This is a genomic window from Salmonella sp. SJTUF15581, assembly GCF_043356775.1.
GTDB classification, from domain to species: Bacteria; Pseudomonadota; Gammaproteobacteria; order Enterobacterales; family Enterobacteriaceae; genus Salmonella; species Salmonella enterica.
The window spans coordinates 88,628-108,431 of the sequence record NZ_JBEUJY010000012.1 but is presented as its reverse complement, the minus strand read 5'-3'; the positions used below and the strand labels follow the sequence as shown (position 1 = coordinate 108,431).

Sequence of the window (19,804 nt, the reverse complement as noted above, 5' to 3'; positions counted from 1 at the left end):
TGCGCCAGCAGTTCCCAGGCGAGGAGAAAGAGTGAAATCGAACAAGCAGGTTACTGCCGCTACGATGAAGGATGTTGCGTTGAAGGCGAAAGTCTCTACGGCAACCGTATCCCGCGCGTTAATGAACCCCGATAAAGTCTCCCAGTCGACCCGTAGCCGGGTTGAACAGGCCGCGCTTGAAGTGGGTTATTTCCCGCAGTCGATGGGGCGAAATGTAAAACGCAATGAATCCCGTACGATTTTGGTGATTGTCCCGGATATTTGCGATCCCTTCTTCAGTGAAATTATCCGCGGTATCGAAGTGACCGCGGCAGAACAGGGGTATCTGGTGCTGATTGGCGATTGCGCCCATCAAAACCAGAAAGAAAAAACCTTTCTTAATCTCATCATCACCAAACAGATCGACGGCATGGTACTTCTCAGTTCCCGACTGCCCTTTGACGCCAGCGTTGAGGAGCAGCGCAATTTGCCTCCGATGGTGATGTCGAATGAGTTCGCGCCGGAGCTTGAACTGCCGACGGTACATATCGATAACCTGACCGCCGCGTTCAATGCCATGAACTACCTGTTGGATTTGGGCCACAAGCGGATTGGTTGTATTGCGGGGCCGGAAGATATGCCGCTCTGTCACTATCGCTTACAAGGTTACGTACAGGCATTAAGACGCAGTGGCATTGTGGTCGATCCGCATTACATCGCCCGTGGCGACTTTACCTTTGAAGCCGGGGCAAACGCATTAAAGCAGTTGCTTGAGCAACCGTTGCCGCCTACCGCCGTCTTTTGTCATAGCGACGTAATGGCGCTGGGCGCCCTCTCCTGGGCCAAGCGCCAGGGTCTGAAAGTGCCTGACGATCTGTCGATTATCGGCTTTGACAATATCGCGCTGGCCGAGTTTTGCGACCCTCCGTTGACAACCGTGGCGCAGCCGCGTTTTGACATTGGTCGCGAGGCGATGCTGCTGTTGCTCGATCAGATGCAGGGGCAAAATGTGAGCAGCGGCTCGCGTTTAATGGATTGCGAGCTGATTATTCGCGGTTCTACGCGCGCTTTACCCTAAAGTAAATAGCTTTAAGACTCACCTGTCTGGTCAAAGGCCCGCCGCTTCAGTAACATGACGGGCTGACGAACGAATAAATACAGCGAAACGATAGTGGCACAACGAGATTATGTACGTCGCGGCCAACCGGCTCCTTCGCGGCGCAAAAAGAGCACCTCACGGAACTCACGGAAGAAGCAAAGCAACATGCCTGCCGTCTCGCCGGCAATGGTCGCGATTGCGGCAGCCGTCCTTGTGACCTTTATCGGCGGTCTGTACTTCATTACTCACCATAAGAAAGAAGAGTCCGAAACGCTACAAAACCAGAAAGTCACCGGCAATGGGCTTCCGCCAAAACCGGAAGAGCGCTGGCGTTACATCAAAGAGCTGGAAAGTCGCCAGCCGGGCGTGCGTACGCCAACGGAACCGTCCGCCGGCGGCGAAGTCATGAATCCGAATCAGCTCACCAGCGAACAGCGTCAACTCCTGGAGCAGATGCAGGCGGATATGCGTCAGCAGCCAACGCAACTTAACGAAGTGCCGTGGAACGAGCAGACGCCAGAACAACGCCAGCAAACGCTACAGCGCCAGCGTCAGGCGCAGCAGCAGCAGCAGTGGGCTCAAACGCAGCCTGTTCAGCAACCACGTACGCAGCCGCGGGTAAACGAACAGCCGCAAACGCGCACGGTACAGTCCGCCCCGGCGCAACCCGCGCGCCAAAGTCAGCCGCCGAAGCAGACGGCCTCGCAGCAACCTTATCAGGATTTGCTGCAAACGCCGGCGCATACCAGCGCGGCAGCGCCAAAAGCCGCGCCCATTACGCGCGCGCCTGAAGCGCCGAAGGCGACAGCAGAGAAAAAAGATGAACGTCGCTGGATGGTGCAATGTGGTTCATTCAAAGGCGCCGAGCAGGCAGAAAGCGTCCGCGCTCAGCTGGCGTTTGAAGGCTTTGACTCCAAAATTACCACCAATAACGGCTGGAATCGCGTGGTTATCGGGCCGGTGAAAGGTAAAGAAAATGCCGACAGCACCATTAACCGTCTGAAGATGGCGGGCCATACAAACTGCATTCGACTCGCCACTGGGGGTTGAAACCCTCAAAATCTCCCCCATCTATACTTGCATTATGCCCCGTACGCCGTACGGGGCCGCAATTCAGCATTAGTAACCAAGGGGTCTGCTCGTGACAACAATAGTAAGCGTACGCCGTAACGGCCACGTGGTAATCGCCGGTGATGGTCAGGCCACACTGGGTAACACAGTAATGAAAGGCAACGTGAAGAAAGTCCGCCGCCTCTACAACGACAAGGTCATTGCGGGCTTTGCGGGCGGTACTGCGGATGCATTCACGCTGTTCGAGCTGTTTGAACGTAAACTGGAAATGCATCAGGGGCACCTGGTCAAAGCCGCCGTTGAACTGGCGAAAGACTGGCGTACCGACCGTATGCTACGCAAACTGGAAGCGTTGCTGGCCGTCGCGGATGAAACCGCCTCGCTCATCATCACGGGTAACGGCGATGTCGTGCAACCTGAAAACGATTTAATTGCTATCGGCTCCGGCGGTCCTTATGCCCAGGCTGCCGCTCGCGCTCTGTTGGAAAATACCGAGCTCGGCGCGCGCGAAATTGCTGAAAAGGCGTTGGATATTGCAGGCGATATCTGCATTTACACCAACCATTTCCACACCATTGAAGAATTGACCGCCAAAGCGTAAGGACCTCTCATGTCTGAAATGACCCCACGCGAAATTGTCAGCGAACTGAACAAACACATTATCGGCCAGGATAACGCAAAGCGTTCCGTGGCAATTGCATTGCGTAACCGCTGGCGTCGTATGCAGCTTGATGAAGAGCTGCGCCACGAAGTAACGCCGAAAAATATTCTGATGATTGGCCCGACCGGCGTCGGTAAAACCGAAATCGCCCGTCGTCTGGCAAAACTCGCCAACGCGCCGTTCATTAAAGTCGAAGCCACCAAATTCACCGAAGTGGGCTATGTCGGGAAAGAAGTGGACTCTATCATCCGCGATCTGACCGATGCCGCGGTGAAAATGGTTCGCGTACAGGCTATCGAGAAAAATCGCTATCGTGCGGAAGAGTTGGCGGAAGAACGTATTCTCGACGTGCTGATCCCACCCGCAAAAAATAACTGGGGCCAGGCCGAACAGCAGCAGGAGCCTTCTGCCGCCCGTCAAACGTTCCGCAAAAAACTGCGCGAAGGCCAGCTCGACGATAAAGAGATCGAGATTAACCTCGCCGCCGCGCCGATGGGCGTAGAGATTATGGCGCCTCCGGGCATGGAAGAGATGACCAGCCAGTTGCAGTCTATGTTCCAGAACCTGGGCGGTCAGAAACAGAAACCGCGTAAGCTGAAAATTAAAGACGCGATGAAACTGTTGGTTGAAGAAGAAGCTGCTAAGCTGGTCAACCCGGAAGAGCTGAAACAGGACGCTATCGACGCGGTTGAACAGCACGGCATCGTGTTTATCGATGAAATTGACAAAATTTGTAAGCGTGGCGAAACCTCCGGCCCGGATGTTTCACGCGAAGGCGTACAGCGCGACTTACTGCCGCTGGTAGAAGGCTGCACGGTTTCGACCAAACACGGGATGGTCAAAACGGATCATATTCTGTTTATCGCCTCTGGCGCGTTCCAGGTGGCGAAGCCGTCTGATCTGATCCCGGAACTGCAGGGCCGCCTGCCGATTCGCGTTGAACTTCAGGCGCTGACCACCAGCGATTTCGAACGCATTTTGACCGAGCCAAACGCCTCCGTCACCGTGCAGTATAAAGCGCTGATGGCAACTGAAGGCGTCAATATCGAGTTCACCGATTCCGGCATTAAACGTATTGCCGAAGCCGCCTGGCAGGTTAACGAAACCACCGAAAACATCGGCGCGCGCCGTCTGCATACCGTACTGGAGCGTCTGATGGAAGAGATTTCCTATAACGCCAGCGATCTGCACGGCCAAAACATCACAATTGATGCGGAATATGTGAGCAAACATCTGGATGCGCTGGTCGCAGATGAAGATCTAAGCCGTTTTATCTTATAATCGCGTCCAATGCATTTTCATCACTGTTGATGGGGCTGAAAAGCCCCATTTTTATTGGCGCTAAATATGACTGAACAACAACAAATTAGCCGCACCCAAGCCTGGCTGGAAAGCTTACGACCCAAAACCTTACCCCTCGCCTTCGCGGCGATTATCGTCGGTACGGCCCTGGCATGGTGGCAAGGCTATTTCGATCCTCTGGTCGCACTGCTGGCCCTTATCACCGCCGGGCTGCTGCAAATTTTATCCAACCTCGCCAACGATTACGGCGACGCTGTCAAAGGCAGCGATAAACCGGATCGCATCGGGCCGCTGCGGGGGATGCAAAAAGGCGTCATCACCCGGCAGGAGATGAAGCGGGCGTTAATCATTACCGTCGTGCTGATCTGTATCTCCGGACTGGCGCTGGTGGCGGTCGCGTGCCATACGTTAACCGATTTTGTCGGCTTCCTGATTTTGGGCGGACTGTCGATTATCGCCGCCATCACCTACACCGTGGGTAATCGGCCCTACGGCTATATCGGGCTGGGTGATATCTCTGTTCTGGTATTCTTTGGCTGGCTAAGTGTCATGGGGAGCTGGTATCTCCAGGCGCATACGCTGATTCCGGCGCTGATTCTCCCGGCCACCGCCTGCGGTTTACTGGCGACGGCGGTGCTGAATATTAATAACCTGCGCGATATTAATAGCGACAGAGAGAACGGCAAAAACACCCTTGTGGTACGACTGGGCGATGTCAACGCGCGTCGTTATCACGCCTGCCTGTTGCTAGGCGCGCTGCTCTGTCTGGCGCTGTTTAATCTGCTCTCGCTACACAGTCCGTGGGGATGGTTGTTTATTCTGGCCGCGCCCTTGCTCATTAAACAAGCGCGCTACGTAATGCGCGAAAGGGAGCCTGCGGCAATGCGCCCGATGCTTGAACGTACCGTTAAAGGCGCGTTGTTAACCAACCTGTTATTTGTGATTGGGATACTCTTAAGTCAGTGGGCCGTTTAACTGACAAATATCAATTAACAATTGATGATTTTGCCAACAGTATACTTAGCGCGATATACTAAAAATTCTCGCAGCAACTGAACGTTAAGCCTATGAAATACGATACTTCCGAGCTTTGTGACATCTATCAGGAAGATGTCAACGTCGTGGAACCGCTGTTCTCTAATTTTGGAGGGCGGTCGTCGTTTGGCGGACAAATCATCACGGTAAAATGTTTCGAGGACAACGGGTTGCTGTACGATCTGCTCGAACAAAATGGCCGTGGTCGGGTTCTGCTGGTCGATGGCGGCGGTTCTGTCCGCCGTGCATTAGTCGATGCGGAGCTGGCGCGTCTGGCCACGCAAAATGAATGGGAAGGGCTGGTTATCTATGGCGCGGTGCGTCAGGTGGACGATCTGGAAGAGCTGGATATCGGCATTCAGGCGATCGCCGCCATTCCGGTTGGCGCCGCAGGTGAAGGCATTGGGGAAAGCGATGTGCGCGTCAATTTCGGCGGCGTGACGTTCTTCTCCGGCGATCATCTCTATGCCGACAACACCGGGATTATCCTTTCCGAAGACCCGCTTGATATCGAGTGATCAAAAAAGGCGCCGTAAGGCGCCTTTTTTATGCGTTGTCGCTGATTGCCGGATGGCAGCTTACGCCTTATTCGGCCCACCGGTGTCCGCATTCTAAATCCTCTATAGATTTCGCGTCAGGGCAAGGCGGCAAGTAAGTGAATCCCCAGGAGCATAGGCCACTATGTGACTGGGGTGAACGCACGCAGCCAACGCCGCCATAACGTGAAATATGACGAGGATTAGACTTCTTCCATACGACCAAGCAGCGCCTGCAAACGTTCCTGCCAGCCGCTCTGCTGTTCCTTCAGAGAATTATTTTCACGCTCGAGTTCTTCACGTTGATGCTGTGCAGACTGCACTTCCTGCGTCAGGCTGTTGTTCTTTTCTTTCAGCTCTTCAATTTCCATCTGTAACAGGGTGATGGTGTCAATCGCCTGCTGTACTTTTGCTTCCAGTTTCTCAAACACTTCTAAAGACATGATCTTACCTCTCCTGAATTGCAAGGCGACGCTTCACGTAAACGCGCACAATATATAGTGTCGATTGTATGAAGCCCCGCTCTCGCTGTCCAGCGACATACCGCGTAGATCGCGGTTTGCAGCAATTTTCATCCATCTCCTGGTAACATTCATTCAATAACTTAAAAGTGTTAACATATTGGTTAATGAAATGATTCAATTCACTCTCTTCTGCTGTCTCAAAATGCGCCTCATGGCGCGATAACGCTCATTTTATTGACGCAGTACACACATTTTGATTTCGATATTTCTCGTTTTTGCTCGTTAACGATAAATTAACAGTGTGCCTACAGGGCATCGTGGATGTCCATGACCTCCTCGCATACCAATAATCATTACATACTCTTCAGGATCCGATTATGAGTCAAACATCAACCTTAAAAGGCCAGTGCATTGCTGAATTCCTCGGTACCGGGTTGTTGATTTTTTTCGGTGTGGGTTGTGTCGCTGCGCTTAAAGTTGCCGGAGCTACTTTTGGACAGTGGGAAATCAGCGTCATCTGGGGTCTGGGGGTAGCGATGGCTATCTACCTGACGGCAGGTGTTTCTGGCGCACACCTGAACCCGGCAGTGACCATCGCACTCTGGCTATTTGCCTGTTTCGACAAACGTAAAGTTGTTCCTTTTATTATTTCTCAAGTTGCCGGCGCCTTTTGCGCAGCGGCGTTAGTTTACGGGCTTTATTACAATCTTTTTGTGGACTTCGAACAAACCCACCATATCGTCCGTGGCAGCGTTGAAAGTCTCGATCTCGCAGGCATTTTCTCAACTTACCCGAATCCTCATATCAATTTTGTGCAGGCCTTCGCGGTTGAAATGGTGATTACCGCTATTCTGATGGGGCTGATTCTGGCGCTGACAGACGACGGTAACGGCGTACCTCGCGGTCCGCTTGCGCCACTGCTCATTGGTTTACTGATCGCCGTTATCGGTGCCTCTATGGGGCCGTTGACCGGGTTTGCGATGAATCCGGCGCGTGACTTTGGCCCCAAAATGTTCGCCGGGCTTGCCGGCTGGGGTGAAATTGCGTTTACCGGCGGTAGAGACATTCCTTACTTCCTGGTGCCGCTGTTTGGCCCCATCGTCGGCGCCATTCTGGGCGCGTTTGCTTATCGCAAATTTATTGGCCGTCATTTGCCGTGCGATACCTGCGTCGTGGAAGAGAAGGACTCCACCGCGACCACACAACAAAATGCTTCGCTGTAATCTGATTACGGGACAAAATTATGACTGAAAAAAAATATATCGTTGCGCTCGACCAGGGTACCACCAGCTCCCGCGCGGTCGTTATGGATCATGACGCGAATATCGTCAGCGTATCACAGCGTGAATTTGAGCAAATTTATCCTAAGCCAGGCTGGGTAGAACACGACCCGATGGAAATTTGGGCGTCCCAAAGCTCAACGCTGGTAGAAGTGCTGGCTAAGGCCGATATCAGTTCCGATCAGATTGCCGCTATCGGTATCACCAACCAACGTGAAACCGCGATCGTCTGGGAACGTGAAACCGGCAAACCGATATACAACGCTATTGTCTGGCAGTGTCGTCGTACCGCCGATATTTGCGAACAGCTTAAACGCGACGGCCTGGAAGATTACATCCGCGACAATACCGGTCTGGTCGTCGACCCGTACTTCTCTGGCACTAAAGTGAAATGGATCCTTGACCATGTGGAAGGTTCGCGCGAACGCGCGAAGCGTGGCGAGCTGCTGTTCGGTACGGTGGATACCTGGCTTATCTGGAAGATGACGCAGGGCCGCGTCCACGTTACGGATTACACCAACGCCTCACGAACCATGCTGTTCAACATCCATGATTTGGACTGGGACGATAAGATGCTGGACGTGCTGGATATCCCACGCGCGATGCTGCCCCAGGTACGTAAGTCCTCCGAAGTCTACGGCCAGACCAATATTGGCGGTAAAGGCGGTACACGTATTCCTATCGCCGGGATTGCCGGGGATCAGCAGGCCGCGCTATTCGGTCAACTGTGCGTAAAGGAAGGAATGGCAAAGAATACCTACGGCACCGGCTGCTTTATGCTGATGAACACCGGCGAGAAAGCGGTAAAATCGGAAAACGGCCTGCTGACCACCATCGCCTGCGGCCCAAGCGGCGAAGTCAACTATGCGCTGGAAGGTGCGGTGTTTATGGCGGGAGCGTCCATTCAATGGCTGCGTGATGAAATGAAGCTCATCAGCGACGCGTTCGACTCCGAATATTTCGCCACGAAAGTGAAAGATACCAACGGTGTCTACGTGGTTCCGGCCTTCACCGGTCTGGGCGCGCCGTACTGGGATCCGTATGCCCGCGGCGCCATTTTTGGCCTGACCCGCGGCGTGAACTCTAATCATATTATCCGCGCGACGCTCGAATCCATCGCTTACCAGACCCGCGACGTACTGGAAGCAATGCAGGCCGACTCCGGTATCCGCCTGCACGCTCTGCGTGTGGACGGCGGCGCAGTGGCCAACAACTTCCTGATGCAGTTCCAGTCAGATATTCTCGGCACGCGGGTGGAACGCCCGGAAGTGCGCGAAGTGACCGCGCTGGGCGCCGCCTATCTGGCTGGTCTGGCCGTCGGTTACTGGCAGAACCTGGACGAGCTGCAGGAAAAAGCCGTCATTGAGCGAGAATTCCGCCCCGGCATTGAAACCACCGAGCGTAACTACCGTTATAGCGGCTGGAAGAAAGCGGTTAAACGCGCAATGGCGTGGGAAGATCACGACAAGTAAGGTCGCCATCCGGCAAAATCTTTGTGCGGGGGCAACTCCGCACACACATCAATTATTCCCTCCTTCCCCTGTGCTACACTGCGCGCCACTCCTTTTTGCTACGAGTTTGTTATGAGACGAGAACTTGCCATCGAATTTTCCCGTGTGACCGAAGCGGCGGCGCTGGCTGGCTACAAATGGCTGGGACGCGGCGATAAAAATACCGCGGACGGCGCGGCGGTCAACGCCATGCGTATCATGCTCAACCAGGTCAACATTGACGGCACCATCGTGATTGGCGAAGGCGAAATCGACGAGGCCCCGATGCTCTATATCGGCGAGAAAGTCGGTACCGGCCACGGCGATGCGGTAGATATCGCCGTCGATCCGATTGAGGGCACGCGCATGACGGCGATGGGTCAGGCGAACGCGCTGGCGGTGCTGGCGGTCGGCGATAAAGGCTGCTTCCTGAATGCGCCCGATATGTATATGGAAAAACTGATTGTCGGTCCGGGCGCCAAAGGGGCGATCGATCTCAATCTGCCGCTGGCGGATAACCTGCGCAACATCGCGGATGCGCTGGGTAAACCGCTTGGCGATCTGACCGTGACCATTCTGGCAAAACCGCGTCATGACGAGGTCATCGCAGAGATGGCCAAACTGGGCGTACGCGTGTTTGCCATTCCTGACGGCGACGTCGCGGCCTCAATTCTGACCTGTATGCCGGATAGCGAAGTCGACGTGCTGTACGGGATTGGCGGCGCACCAGAAGGCGTGGTATCCGCAGCGGTGATCCGCGCGCTGGACGGCGATATGCAGGGGCGTCTGCTGGCGCGCCATGATGTGAAAGGCGACAGCGAAGAAAACCGCCGCATTGGCGAACAGGAACTGGCGCGCTGCAAAGCAATGGGCATTGAAGCGGGCAAGGCGTTATGCCTGGGCGATATGGCGCGTAGCGATAACGTTATTTTCTCCGCGACCGGCATCACGAAAGGCGATCTGCTGGAAGGAATTAGCCGGAAAGGCCATATTGCCACGACGGAAACGCTGCTGATCCGCGGCAAATCACGCACCATCCGCCGCATTCAGTCTATCCACTATCTTGATCGTAAAGATCCGGATGTGCAGGCGCATATCCTCTAGCGCATTTGTTAGTTAGAGCCTTCCAGCCTCGCGGGGCTGGAAATCTTTCTCCTGACGAACGAAGATAAGGTTAGCGATTCAGAACAGGAGAAAACCATGGCCGATTGGGTAACAGGTAAAGTCACTAAGGTGCAAAACTGGACTGACGCACTGTTCAGCCTGACCGTTCACGCCCCCATTAATCCTTTTACTGCAGGCCAATTTACCAAACTCGGACTGGAGATCGATGGCGAGCGCGTTCAGCGCGCGTATTCCTATGTCAATGCGCCTGACAATCCGAATTTAGAGTTTTATCTGGTGACGGTGCCGCAAGGAAAGCTCAGCCCGCGGCTGGCGGCGCTAAAACCTGGCGATGAGGTGCAAGTGGTCAGCGACGCGTCGGGTTTCTTTGTACTGGATGAAGTGCCTGACTGCGAGACGCTATGGATGCTGGCGACCGGAACCGCTATTGGCCCGTATTTGTCTATTCTGCAATATGGCCAGGATGTCGCGCGCTTTAAAAATCTGGTCTTAGTCCACGCCGCACGCTTCGCCGCCGATTTAAGCTATCTGCCGCTAATGCTGGAACTGCAACAGCGTTATGAAGGCAAGCTGCGCATCCAAACGGTGGTCAGCCGGGAGAGCGTGCCAGGCTCGCTTACCGGACGCGTGCCAGCGCTCATTGAAAACGGCGAGCTGGAAAAAGCCGTTGGATTGCCGATGGATAAAGAGACCAGCCACGTCATGCTGTGCGGGAACCCGCAGATGGTGCGCGATACGCAGCAACTGCTGAAAGAGACCCGACAGATGACTAAACATCTGCGCCGCCGACCGGGGCAGATGACGGCTGAACATTACTGGTGATGTTTTACCGAATGGCGGCTGGGGCTTATCCGGCCTGCAAATCATCACCAATCTGTGGGCCCGGTAAGCGTCTGCGCCACCGGGCAAATTACGGTTTACCGCCCGTTTACGGTTCTGCTTTAAACTTCACGTCCTGTGTCGCTTTCCCAAACTTATTTTCCCCCTGAACACCGACAAACGCGCCCAGATCAATAAGCATCATCACCAGGATCAGCGTCGGAATAAATCGCCCGACGACCCACTGCCACATCCCCGGCAGCATCACCCAGTTTCCGGCCAGCAGCATCCACGCCAGAATCATCAGCAACGCCCACGCGCCGGATCGCCCCCGGTCATGCAGACGTTTGACCATGACGGCGGCGGTCGGCCACAGCAGGCACACCAGGCAAAATGCCGCCGTTTGGATATCAAGCAGGTTTTTCCCCGCCAGCGAAAATAGCGCCAGCATCCCGGCAAACCAGAGGCCGATCCAAATCCAGAAATCACGGCGTCCGATACGCCCTTTAAATGAGAATAACCATTGCTGTATGGTCATGTAAGTTCCTTATATTTTGCCTTCCGCTACAGTTTACCCTTTTGACAAGCCCGACAGTTATCGTTTTAATCGTGAGCAGTCCTAACGAAAGGTAAGATTGATGAAGCCAGGATGTACTCTGTTTTTACTGTTGTTTTCTGCTCTCACCGCCAGCATAACGGCGCACGCGCAGCTCTCTTCATCGACCACGACAGCGCCCTATTTGCTGGCGGGCTCGCCAACCTTTGATCTTTCTATTAGCCAGTTTCGTGAGAACTTTAACCGCCAGAATCCCGATCTGCCGCTCAATGAATTTCGCGCCATTGAGAATAGCCGCGATAAGGCGAATCTGACCCGCGCCGCCAGTAAGATTAACGAAAATCTGTATGCCTCCACGGCGCTGGAGCGCGGTACGCTCAAAGTGAAAAGTATGCAGATTACCTGGCTGCCCATTCAGGGGCCGGAACAGAAAGCGGCGAAAGCGAAAGCGCTGGAATATATGGCCGCCATTATTCGCACTGTCGCCCCGTTGCTGACAAAAGAGCAAAGCCAGAAAAAACTGCAAAAGATGCTTATCGCCGGTAAAGGTAAACACTATTACGCCGAGACCGAAGGCGCGGTACGTTATGTTGTCGCAGATAACGGCGAAAAGGGGCTGACCTTCGCGGTTGAACCGATTAAGCTGGCGTTATCTGAAAATCTGGAAGGGGCGAATTGATGACAAAAAGCAAAGCCTTTCCGGGGATGAATCTCTATACTGTTTCACAGACCATGCTGCTCTGACGAGCGGCCATCTTCCTTAATTCGCTGACTAAGCGTGGAGAAATGAAATGCGACATCCTTTAGTGATGGGTAACTGGAAACTGAACGGCAGCCGCCACATGGTAAACGAACTGGTGGCTAACCTGCGTAAAGAACTGACGGGCGTAGCAGGCTGCGACGTGGCAATCGCTCCGCCGGAAATGTATATCGATCTGGCGAAACGCGCTGCTGCCGGCAGCCACATCATGCTGGGCGCGCAGAACGTTGATCTGAATCTGTCTGGCGCATTCACCGGTGAAACTTCGGCTGAAATGCTGAAGGATATCGGCGCGCAGTACATTATTATCGGCCACTCCGAGCGTCGTACTTATCACAAAGAATCTGACGAGCTGATCGCCAAAAAATTCGCCGTACTGAAAGAACAAGGTCTGACGCCGGTGCTGTGCATCGGTGAAACCGAAGCGGAAAACGAAGCGGGCAAAACAGAAGAAGTGTGCGCACGCCAAATCGACGCGGTACTGAAAACGCAGGGCGCGGCAGCCTTTGAAGGCGCGGTTATCGCTTATGAACCCGTATGGGCGATCGGTACCGGTAAATCTGCAACTCCTGCGCAGGCGCAGGCAGTGCACAAATTCATCCGTGACCACATTGCTAAAGCTGACGCGAAAATCGCTGAACAGGTTATTATCCAGTACGGCGGTTCTGTTAATGCCTCCAACGCAGCCGAACTGTTCGCGCAGCCGGACATCGACGGCGCACTGGTAGGCGGCGCTTCTCTGAAAGCTGACGCCTTCGCCGTGATCGTGAAAGCAGCAGAAGCTGCTAAACAGGCTTAATTGCCAATCAATGTCTGATGGCGCTGCGCTTATCAGGCCTACCAGCCGAGTGCTTATGTAGGCCTGATAAGGTAAAGCCGCCATCCGGCATTTATGCTGTGGAGGGTAAGAAAGTAGTATCCCCGGCAACCTTAAACATCGCCCTCCAGCTCCGCGTATTCTCAGCCAGCCGATCATCACGAAATAACGCACTACCAGAAACAACACGATCGATGCCCTGTGCAATCAACGAAGGCAATTGATCCTGCGTTAACGACCCATCAATAACGATAATTTTACCTTCGCGTTTATCACCAAGTAGACAGAGAAGCTGCGCCACGCGCTCGTGCAAATCACTGGAGCGCATTTTACTGCCGTATCCAGGGTTCACTGCCAGTAGTTGAATAACCTCAACGTCGCTCAGAATAGGGATAATGACATCCAGAGGCGTTGCCGGGCATAAACTAATCCCCCGAATCACCGGCATTTCACCGCCAATAACGGGCACGGTCTGCTGACCAAGCCAGCTTAGCGTATGATGCAGATGAATATCGCCTTCAGCCTGAAGCGTGATGCAGTGTGCGCCCGCCTTCACGCAGGCTTGCGCCGCCGTCCATTGATCCGCTACCATCAAATGAACATCTTTGATAAAGGTTTGCGGCAATTGCCCAACTGCCCATGGCCCAACGGTAAACTGCGGGCAAAATTGACCATCCATCAAATCCAAATGCAACAGCGGCTGGTTTAACGCTTCCAACTGTTGCAGATAGCGATGCAACGCAATCCACTGCCCTGCCAGAATACCCACACTAAGCGGATATGACGCTAACAATGCCACACATGCTTCGCGCGTTAATCCGGCAAACTGGCTGTTCATGAGCGCTCCTTAAGGCATCAAACCCATAAAAACTTTTTTTGTCCGCGGACCGGTCATCAACGGTTCAAGCTGCTCCACGCAAGTTTTGTAGTGTGGCGTTGTCTTGTGAAAAGCGACGGCCTGTTCATCAACGTAGGCTTCATAAATATAAAATCGCGTAGGCACCTGCGGATCCTGCAGAACATCAAAACGCAAGTTACCCGGCTCTTTAATTGAGCCCAGATGATTCTGCCGAAAAACATCGATAAATTGTTCAACCTTGTCATCATGAACGTTAATTTCAACCAGCGTAACGTGCATCATTAACCCCCTGATTATTCCAAATAAAATAACAGTCATCCCCATCTCCTCGCATCGGTAAAAGATGGGGAAGCGATCTCATTTAACCTTTCTCACTCAAAAACAGCTCATAAGCACGCTCTGCTGTTTCGTTATGATGAACGACAGCATGTACCGCTTTAATCATGGCTACCGGATCTTCTGACTGGAATATATTACGCCCCATATCTACGCCAGAAGCCCCCTGGTCAATCGCCTGATAGCACATTTCCAATGCTTCACGTTCAGGCAGTTTTTTACCGCCGGCGATGACAATCGGTACCGGACACCCTGCCGCAATACGCTCAAAACCTTTATCGACATAATACGTTTTGATAATTTGCGCCCCCATTTCCGCAGCGATACGCGTTGCCAGTGAAAAATAACGCTGGTCGCGAGCCATATCTTTACCCACTCCGGTCACTGCCATTATTGGCATCCCGACGCGTAACCCGGCATCAATCAGTTGAATAATATTTTTAATCGACTGATGTTCATGCTCACTACCAATATAAACCTGTGCGGCAGCAGCACAGCTATTCAACCGCACAGCGTCATCCATCGCCACCGCAACCGCCTCATTGCTTAATTCAGTGAGAATAGAATTCGCTCCGGACGCACGTAAAACGACTGGTTTATTGATTGCCGGAGGTACCACACTGCGTAATATGCCGCGAGTACACATTAAGACATCAGCATATTCAAAGAGCGGCGCAATATTGATATCAATACGCTCAAGTCCGGTTGTCGGCCCCTGGAAATATCCATGGTCAAAGGCCAGCATGACCGTTTTTCTGGTCCTGGGATTAAAAATCCTCGCCAGTCTGGACTGCATTCCCCAATCCAGCGCGCCACAGCCTTTTAATGCGAACAAAGTGTTAGTTTGTGGTTTATCGGTGTGAAAATCTTTGCCATCTTTAATATCATCTAAATCAGCCATTCTTTACTCCGTCGATACATAACAGTTATCAGAAATCATATTTGTCGATATTGTCTTTGTTGAAAATGACACGCTCCGGCAATAACACAATGCCGTTACCTTTTGCCTCATAGTGATATCCCTGCTCACTATTAGGTGAAACGGTGACTTTGCCGATGCCGGGAATATCCAGTGAGTCACCGACATTCATTGGCATATTTTTCAGCAACGCGTTGGCGACATATACGGAAATTTTTCCCTGTTGGACGACATCCCACAGGCCAAACTCTTTAACAGTGCCGCGCTGAACATAAGGGCGCATTACATTCGGCGTACTAAAACCAACAATCGCGAGATTATTGCGTTTAAGGTTCTCCGCCGCCTGTGCCGCAGCAGGTAAAGCGTTAGCGTCAGGCGCGATGATGGCATCCAGATCGGGATACGCTTTGATGATACCTTCCGCCGTCTGGAGCGATTTCGTGGCATCGTTATAGCCAAACTGGGTAGTGACTATCTCCCACCCCGGATGTTCCTGGCTAATTTTGGCTTTAGCTTCTTTCACCCACTGGTTCTGGTCGGTCACCGTTGGGCTGGAATAGAAGAAAGCGACTTTCGCTTTCTCTTTGTCCACCTGATGAGCGGCCATCTCTACCAGCATGCTGCCGAGCTGTTTTGGCGTCCCTTGATTGATATAGTAAGAACGGCACTCCGGCTTGGTATCGGAATCCCAGGTTAATATTTTCACGCCTCTTTGCATTGCCCGCTTCAACGCCGGGCACAGGCCATCAGGCGAAACGGCAGAAACGATAATGGCGTCATACCCCTGATTGACAAAGTTATTCACCAGTTGAACCTGGCCTGAGACGCTGGGCTCTGTAGGGCCATCGTAAGTTACGTCAATGCCCAGCGCTTTTCCCGCTTCCTGCGCGCCATTGCCGCCGCTGGTAAAAAAGCCCACGCCAACCAGTTTGGGAATAAAAGCAATCCGCTCTGCCGCCTGCACGGTCATTGCCGCAGATGCCAGACCAAACGCAGTGAGTAAGGCGATCATTTTAATGCTGTGTCTTGCCATTTTTTTCTCCATAAATTTCAAAAGGAAATCATGCCTGATGCGCATTGCGACGGCGTGAGTACCATTCAAGGATTTGGTGACGATGCAAACTGACGGAACGACCAACGACAACAACAATGAGAAGCGCACCGGACAATGCGCTGGAAATTTGATTCGGCACTCCGGCCATCTGTAGCCCCTGCTGTAAAAATCCCACCAGCAGCGCCGCCAACGCGGACCCCATAATCGACCCGGAGCCGCCATAAATATTGGCGCCTCCCAGCACAACCGCCGTAATGGCCGGCATCAGGAAAGAGGCGCCCAGATCCGAACGTGCGGAGCCAAAGTAAGAAACCAGTAATACGGCGGCGATAGCGGAGGCGCATCCGGTCATGGCATACACGGTATACAACGTGCGATTCACCGGGATCGCGCTGTACTGCGCGACACGGGCGCTCTGGCCAATCAGGAAAACGTTGCGTCCCATATGCGTGCGATGCATGAGCAGCCAGAAAAACAGACAGCACACAAGAAAAAAAATAAGCGGCATGGGAATACCAAGAAATGAAATATTGGCAAAGTCAGTGAACGCTGTGGGAAATCCACCAATACCTTCATAACCCGTGGCGCCAGCCATACCAGATAACAATAATGCGCTACCACCAAATAAATACATGGTTCCCAGGGTAATCACCAACGGGTTTACGCCGGTATAAATAATAAGTCCGGCATTTATCAGCCCACATATTGCGCCGAGTAGTAGGGTAATAATAATCGCTAAAGGTAGCGGCATACCGAGCTGAAACAGCACACCCAGGGTAATCGCGCATAGCCCGATTGTAGAACCAAATGAAATATCCATACCACCGCTGACAATAACCATTGTTAGCGGCAAAGCGACAATACCGATACAAATAAAATCGCTAGTGCTAAAAAGTAAGACATTAATATCTAATAAACGTGGATTAATCAGACCGAAAGCCAGAATTTCAAAGATCAATAAGGCTGCCAGCGCAATTTCCCAGCTATAGCGTCGCCATGGATTCATCATGCCACCTCTTTGTTTTTATTCTGTTGTGCGTGCGTTTTTGCTTCCGCCTGTAGTGGAGTGGGTGGTGATATAAAACGGGCATATTTCTGGCGGCGCAGATTGCGTTGTAATGCGCAACGCAGCCGCCCATCGAATACCAGTACGCCCAACAATACCAGGCCGGCAATAAAATCGTTCCACCAGGCGGGGATACGCAGCAGCACTAACACACTATCGATTTGCGTAAGAAAATAAGCGCCGAGAATAGCGCCGATGACCGTGCCTGACCCGCCTAACAGGCTAATTCCCCCCAATACGCAGGCCGCGATGGCTTTCATTTCCAGCCCCGTGCCGGTTTGATTGGGAATGAAGCCAATCTGCGAGGCAAACACGATTCCAGCCAATGCCGCCATACCGCCATTAAGTGAAAATGCCATGATGCGTACCATCTCGGTACGGACACCCAATTGCCGGGCGCCCTGCAGGTTATCGCCGGTGGCGTAAAAATTGCGGCCAAAGGCGGTTTTCGCCAGGAGCCAGGCCATAAGCAGCGCTAACACCAGGGTAAACCAGCCGATTGCGGAAATTCCCAGAAACACCGGAGCAGAGAGTTGCTTTAAGCCTGCGGGTAATCCTTCAATCCATTTCCCCCCTGTCCATAGCAGCATGATCCCACGATACAAGCCCAGCGTTCCCAGCGTGGCGACAATGGCGGGTATCTTCAACCAGGCAACCAGTACGCCATTAAAAAATCCGGCGACAATTCCTAATATTAGTGTGGCCAGGCAGGCGACCGGCAGGCTATAGCCGGCGTTTAACATCACTCCCAGCAATACCGCGCACATGCCTGTCGTCGAGCCCACCGATACATCAATATTGCGGGTGAGCATTACCATCGTCGCGCCAATCGCCAACAGCATCAAAATTTGCGCGCTACTGAAAACCATTGTCAGCGTTTGCACGCTCAAATACTGGCTATCCAGCGCGCCAGGAAACACGAATAAACAGACTATTGCCAGCAGTGCCGTCGCTTCCCGGTTATTTTGGATGAATTTCAACATGTTGCCTCCGACGCACCATGTTCGCCAAACGCAACGTGCATGATGGTATCAACGTTAATTTCCTCGCCGCATAACGCAGGCCCCCCCAGTTCCCCCTGGTGCATGACATATACGCGATCGGCCATCTGCTCTATCTCTTCCAGATCGGAGGAAATAAACAGCACCGCGACATTTTGTTGCGCGATACTGCGCAACAGCTGATAAATATCGCTGCGGGCGGAGACATCGACACCGCGGGTCGGTTCATCGACAATCAGTAATTGCGGAGAGGCTTCCAGGCATTTGGCAATCAATACTTTTTGCTGGTTACCGCCGGATAAAGTACGCGCCGCCTGTTCGGCATTATTGAGTTTGATATTTAACGCGCGGTGGTAACGTTCAAGGGTGGCGTTATCCCGCTGGGGCTTTATCCAAAATCCTTTTTGGTTGTGGGTCAGCGAACAGACATTCCATGCCAGGGAAGCGTCAAGATACAGCCCGGATGACTGCCGATCTTCCGGCAAATAGACCAGGCCGAGCTGCAACCGCTGTTGGGTTGTCAGGGCGTTAATTTCTTCACCATTGAACAGCATCCGCCCCGCATTGACCGGTCTAATACCGTACAGCGTTTCAGCCAATTCTGTGCGTCCCGCGCCGACCAACCCGGCCAGACCAAGGATTTCGCCTGCCCGCACCTCAAGGTTGATATTCATAAAACCTTCGCCCGTCAGTGACTCCAGCGCTAATACCGTCGCGCCGCGTTCGTTCTGCGGGCGGCTGCCAGGCAATTCCAGCCACAACTTTTGACTCGCGGAAAGACTGACGCCCTGCGTTGCCGGGGTGATAGCTTGAATAATCTCGTCGGTAGAAAGGTCATGCGTTTTTCCGAATAATGCGATTTTACCGTCACGCATCACGCTAACGCAGTGAGCTAACTGTCTAATTTCTGGCAGCTTATGAGAAATAAATACAATTCCGACACCCTTTTTCAGCAACTCTTGCAGACGCGTAAATAACCGGTCAGTTTCGGCTGGCGTTAACGACGCCGTGGGCTCATCAAGAATTAAGATTCGCGAGTCGCGCATCAAGCCGCGCATAATTTCAACGATCTGGCGGTCTGCAACATCAAGCGTACCCGCAGCGCTCGCCGGATCGAGTTGGCATCCCATCGCCTTTAATAGCTGCTGCATTTTTTCCGTGGAGGCCTGACGTCCCTGCAAGCCAAACAAGATATTTTCCCGCACAGATAAACTCGGAAATAACAGAGGCTCCTGGGGAACCAGGTAAATGCCATACTGGTGCGCCTTCAGAGGCGTTAAATGACTGCAACGCACACCAGCAATATCGATAGTCCCTCCATCTGGCGGGACTATACCGGCAATAATCTTCATTAATGTTGATTTACCCGCACCATTGCCGCCAAGCAATGCGTGCACCTCTCCCGCATGCAGAGTAAAGTCAATTCCCTTTAGTACTTCGACGCCGGAATAACTTTTATAAATGTTCTGCACACAAATCAGAGGGGATGCAGTATTGTGACTGATTTGCATGTTGCCTCCGCTCCCTCAATGTTGACTGACGGGACTGAACAAATGTTTTTTGAAAAAGAAATTG

Annotated in this window: 21 protein-coding genes; 12 read left to right on the top strand and 9 right to left on the bottom strand. The window is 52.8% G+C overall.

The features are described 5' to 3' along the window. Window positions 1–31 precede the first annotated feature (31 nt). From cytR to rraA, 6 genes are all read left to right on the top strand, one after another. Window positions 32–1,057 (top strand): DNA-binding transcriptional regulator CytR, encoded by a 1,026-nt coding sequence (cytR, locus tag ABVN36_RS18875; protein ID WP_000841337.1) that lies wholly within the window; start codon window positions 32–34, stop codon window positions 1,055–1,057. Window positions 1,058–1,150: 93 nt separating this feature from the next. Next, window positions 1,151–2,128 carry a cell division protein FtsN gene (ftsN, locus tag ABVN36_RS18870; protein WP_000068809.1) on the top strand — a complete coding sequence of 326 codons (978 nt, stop codon included), beginning with the start codon at window positions 1,151–1,153 and terminating at the stop codon, window positions 2,126–2,128. A gap of 91 nt (window positions 2,129–2,219) precedes the next feature. Next, window positions 2,220–2,750, top strand: a complete 531-nt coding sequence (gene hslV, locus ABVN36_RS18865) for an ATP-dependent protease subunit HslV (RefSeq protein WP_000208240.1) — start codon at window positions 2,220–2,222, stop codon at window positions 2,748–2,750. Window positions 2,751–2,759: 9 nt separating this feature from the next. After that, window positions 2,760–4,091 (top strand): HslU--HslV peptidase ATPase subunit, encoded by a 1,332-nt coding sequence (gene hslU, locus ABVN36_RS18860; RefSeq protein ID WP_001293360.1) that lies wholly within the window; start codon window positions 2,760–2,762, stop codon window positions 4,089–4,091. A gap of 66 nt (window positions 4,092–4,157) precedes the next feature. Next, window positions 4,158–5,087 carry a 1,4-dihydroxy-2-naphthoate polyprenyltransferase gene (gene menA / locus ABVN36_RS18855; RefSeq protein WP_000139639.1) on the top strand — a complete coding sequence of 310 codons (930 nt, stop codon included), beginning with the start codon at window positions 4,158–4,160 and terminating at the stop codon, window positions 5,085–5,087. A 92-nt stretch (window positions 5,088–5,179) separates the two neighbouring features. Further along, complete coding sequence (gene rraA, locus ABVN36_RS18850; protein ID WP_000872918.1) at window positions 5,180–5,665, top strand: ribonuclease E activity regulator RraA; 486 nt, start codon at window positions 5,180–5,182, stop codon at window positions 5,663–5,665. A gap of 221 nt (window positions 5,666–5,886) precedes the next feature. Here rraA and zapB read toward each other — a convergent pair whose 3' ends face one another. Next, entirely contained in the window at window positions 5,887–6,126 is a 240-nt protein-coding gene (zapB, locus tag ABVN36_RS18845; protein ID WP_000051370.1) for a septal ring assembly protein ZapB, read from the bottom strand. A gap of 398 nt (window positions 6,127–6,524) precedes the next feature. On the opposite strand from zapB, the gene ABVN36_RS18840 reads away from it, so the two are divergent. From ABVN36_RS18840 to fpr, 4 genes are all read left to right on the top strand, one after another. Then, complete coding sequence (locus ABVN36_RS18840) at window positions 6,525–7,370, top strand: MIP/aquaporin family protein (protein ID WP_000084285.1); 846 nt, start codon at window positions 6,525–6,527, stop codon at window positions 7,368–7,370. Window positions 7,371–7,390: 20 nt separating this feature from the next. Further along, entirely contained in the window at window positions 7,391–8,899 is a 1,509-nt protein-coding gene (gene glpK / locus ABVN36_RS18835; protein WP_000136808.1) for a glycerol kinase GlpK, read from the top strand. A gap of 111 nt (window positions 8,900–9,010) precedes the next feature. Beyond that, the gene (gene glpX / locus ABVN36_RS18830) at window positions 9,011–10,021 is read left to right on the top strand and encodes a class II fructose-bisphosphatase (protein ID WP_001250624.1); all 1,011 of its coding nucleotides are present in this window, start codon (window positions 9,011–9,013) and stop codon (window positions 10,019–10,021) included. 96 nt (window positions 10,022–10,117) lie between these two features. Beyond that, a complete protein-coding gene (gene fpr / locus ABVN36_RS18825) occupies window positions 10,118–10,864 on the top strand; it encodes a ferredoxin--NADP(+) reductase (RefSeq protein WP_000796304.1) in 747 nt (248 codons plus the stop codon). A 106-nt stretch (window positions 10,865–10,970) separates the two neighbouring features. Here the strand turns inward: fpr and ABVN36_RS18820 are convergent, their stop codons facing one another. Then, complete coding sequence (locus tag ABVN36_RS18820) at window positions 10,971–11,399, bottom strand: DUF805 domain-containing protein (protein ID WP_000155237.1); 429 nt, start codon at window positions 11,397–11,399, stop codon at window positions 10,971–10,973. A gap of 100 nt (window positions 11,400–11,499) precedes the next feature. On the opposite strand from ABVN36_RS18820, the gene ABVN36_RS18815 reads away from it, so the two are divergent. Next, entirely contained in the window at window positions 11,500–12,096 is a 597-nt protein-coding gene (locus tag ABVN36_RS18815) for a YiiQ family protein (RefSeq protein ID WP_000802241.1), read from the top strand. A 112-nt stretch (window positions 12,097–12,208) separates the two neighbouring features. Next, complete coding sequence (tpiA, locus tag ABVN36_RS18810; protein WP_001216339.1) at window positions 12,209–12,976, top strand: triose-phosphate isomerase; 768 nt, start codon at window positions 12,209–12,211, stop codon at window positions 12,974–12,976. Window positions 12,977–13,067: 91 nt separating this feature from the next. On the opposite strand, the gene ABVN36_RS18805 is transcribed toward tpiA, so the two are convergent. The 7 genes from ABVN36_RS18805 to lsrA form a co-directional block, all read right to left on the bottom strand. Next, window positions 13,068–13,832, bottom strand: coding sequence for an epimerase (locus ABVN36_RS18805; protein WP_001088047.1), 765 nt, complete (start codon window positions 13,830–13,832; stop codon window positions 13,068–13,070). Window positions 13,833–13,841: 9 nt separating this feature from the next. Beyond that, window positions 13,842–14,132, bottom strand: coding sequence for a (4S)-4-hydroxy-5-phosphonooxypentane-2,3-dione isomerase (gene lsrG / locus ABVN36_RS18800; protein WP_001543603.1), 291 nt, complete (start codon window positions 14,130–14,132; stop codon window positions 13,842–13,844). Window positions 14,133–14,214: 82 nt separating this feature from the next. Beyond that, the gene (gene lsrF / locus ABVN36_RS18795) at window positions 14,215–15,090 is read right to left on the bottom strand and encodes a 3-hydroxy-5-phosphonooxypentane-2,4-dione thiolase (protein WP_000774150.1); all 876 of its coding nucleotides are present in this window, start codon (window positions 15,088–15,090) and stop codon (window positions 14,215–14,217) included. Between the two features lie 28 nt (window positions 15,091–15,118). Further along, window positions 15,119–16,141 carry an autoinducer 2 ABC transporter substrate-binding protein LsrB gene (gene lsrB / locus ABVN36_RS18790; RefSeq protein ID WP_000090737.1) on the bottom strand — a complete coding sequence of 341 codons (1,023 nt, stop codon included), beginning with the start codon at window positions 16,139–16,141 and terminating at the stop codon, window positions 15,119–15,121. Window positions 16,142–16,169: 28 nt separating this feature from the next. Continuing rightward, window positions 16,170–17,171: an autoinducer 2 ABC transporter permease LsrD gene (lsrD, locus tag ABVN36_RS18785; RefSeq protein ID WP_000981826.1), complete on the bottom strand. Its 1,002-nt coding sequence runs from the start codon at window positions 17,169–17,171 to the stop codon at window positions 16,170–16,172. Beyond that, complete coding sequence (gene lsrC, locus ABVN36_RS18780; RefSeq protein WP_000911133.1) at window positions 17,168–18,211, bottom strand: autoinducer 2 ABC transporter permease LsrC; 1,044 nt, start codon at window positions 18,209–18,211, stop codon at window positions 17,168–17,170. Before lsrC ends, lsrD begins: the two co-directional genes overlap by 4 nt. Continuing rightward, window positions 18,205–19,740 carry an autoinducer 2 ABC transporter ATP-binding protein LsrA gene (lsrA, locus tag ABVN36_RS18775; RefSeq protein WP_001167251.1) on the bottom strand — a complete coding sequence of 512 codons (1,536 nt, stop codon included), beginning with the start codon at window positions 19,738–19,740 and terminating at the stop codon, window positions 18,205–18,207. Before lsrA ends, lsrC begins: the two co-directional genes overlap by 7 nt. Window positions 19,741–19,804: the final 64 nt, after the last annotated feature.

What these genes read in the sequence shown, in the direction of transcription:
- lsrB (WP_000090737.1), bottom strand. Translation starts at nt 16,141, where the DNA reads ATGGCAAGACACAGCATTAAAATGATCGCCTTACTCACTGCGTTTGGT.
- lsrC (WP_000911133.1), bottom strand. Translation starts at nt 18,211, where the DNA reads ATGTTGAAATTCATCCAAAATAACCGGGAAGCGACGGCACTGCTGGCA.
- ABVN36_RS18820 (WP_000155237.1), bottom strand. Translation starts at nt 11,399, where the DNA reads ATGACCATACAGCAATGGTTATTCTCATTTAAAGGGCGTATCGGACGC.
- rraA (WP_000872918.1), top strand. Translation starts at nt 5,180, where the DNA reads ATGAAATACGATACTTCCGAGCTTTGTGACATCTATCAGGAAGATGTC.
- lsrG (WP_001543603.1), bottom strand. Translation starts at nt 14,132, where the DNA reads ATGCACGTTACGCTGGTTGAAATTAACGTTCATGATGACAAGGTTGAA.
- tpiA (WP_001216339.1), top strand. Translation starts at nt 12,209, where the DNA reads ATGCGACATCCTTTAGTGATGGGTAACTGGAAACTGAACGGCAGCCGC.
- glpK (WP_000136808.1), top strand. Translation starts at nt 7,391, where the DNA reads ATGACTGAAAAAAAATATATCGTTGCGCTCGACCAGGGTACCACCAGC.
- ABVN36_RS18840 (WP_000084285.1), top strand. Translation starts at nt 6,525, where the DNA reads ATGAGTCAAACATCAACCTTAAAAGGCCAGTGCATTGCTGAATTCCTC.
- zapB (WP_000051370.1), bottom strand. Translation starts at nt 6,126, where the DNA reads ATGTCTTTAGAAGTGTTTGAGAAACTGGAAGCAAAAGTACAGCAGGCG.
- ABVN36_RS18805 (WP_001088047.1), bottom strand. Translation starts at nt 13,832, where the DNA reads ATGAACAGCCAGTTTGCCGGATTAACGCGCGAAGCATGTGTGGCATTG.
- lsrD (WP_000981826.1), bottom strand. Translation starts at nt 17,171, where the DNA reads ATGATGAATCCATGGCGACGCTATAGCTGGGAAATTGCGCTGGCAGCC.
- glpX (WP_001250624.1), top strand. Translation starts at nt 9,011, where the DNA reads ATGAGACGAGAACTTGCCATCGAATTTTCCCGTGTGACCGAAGCGGCG.
- menA (WP_000139639.1), top strand. Translation starts at nt 4,158, where the DNA reads ATGACTGAACAACAACAAATTAGCCGCACCCAAGCCTGGCTGGAAAGC.
- hslU (WP_001293360.1), top strand. Translation starts at nt 2,760, where the DNA reads ATGTCTGAAATGACCCCACGCGAAATTGTCAGCGAACTGAACAAACAC.
- fpr (WP_000796304.1), top strand. Translation starts at nt 10,118, where the DNA reads ATGGCCGATTGGGTAACAGGTAAAGTCACTAAGGTGCAAAACTGGACT.
- ABVN36_RS18815 (WP_000802241.1), top strand. Translation starts at nt 11,500, where the DNA reads ATGAAGCCAGGATGTACTCTGTTTTTACTGTTGTTTTCTGCTCTCACC.
- lsrF (WP_000774150.1), bottom strand. Translation starts at nt 15,090, where the DNA reads ATGGCTGATTTAGATGATATTAAAGATGGCAAAGATTTTCACACCGAT.
- lsrA (WP_001167251.1), bottom strand. Translation starts at nt 19,740, where the DNA reads ATGCAAATCAGTCACAATACTGCATCCCCTCTGATTTGTGTGCAGAAC.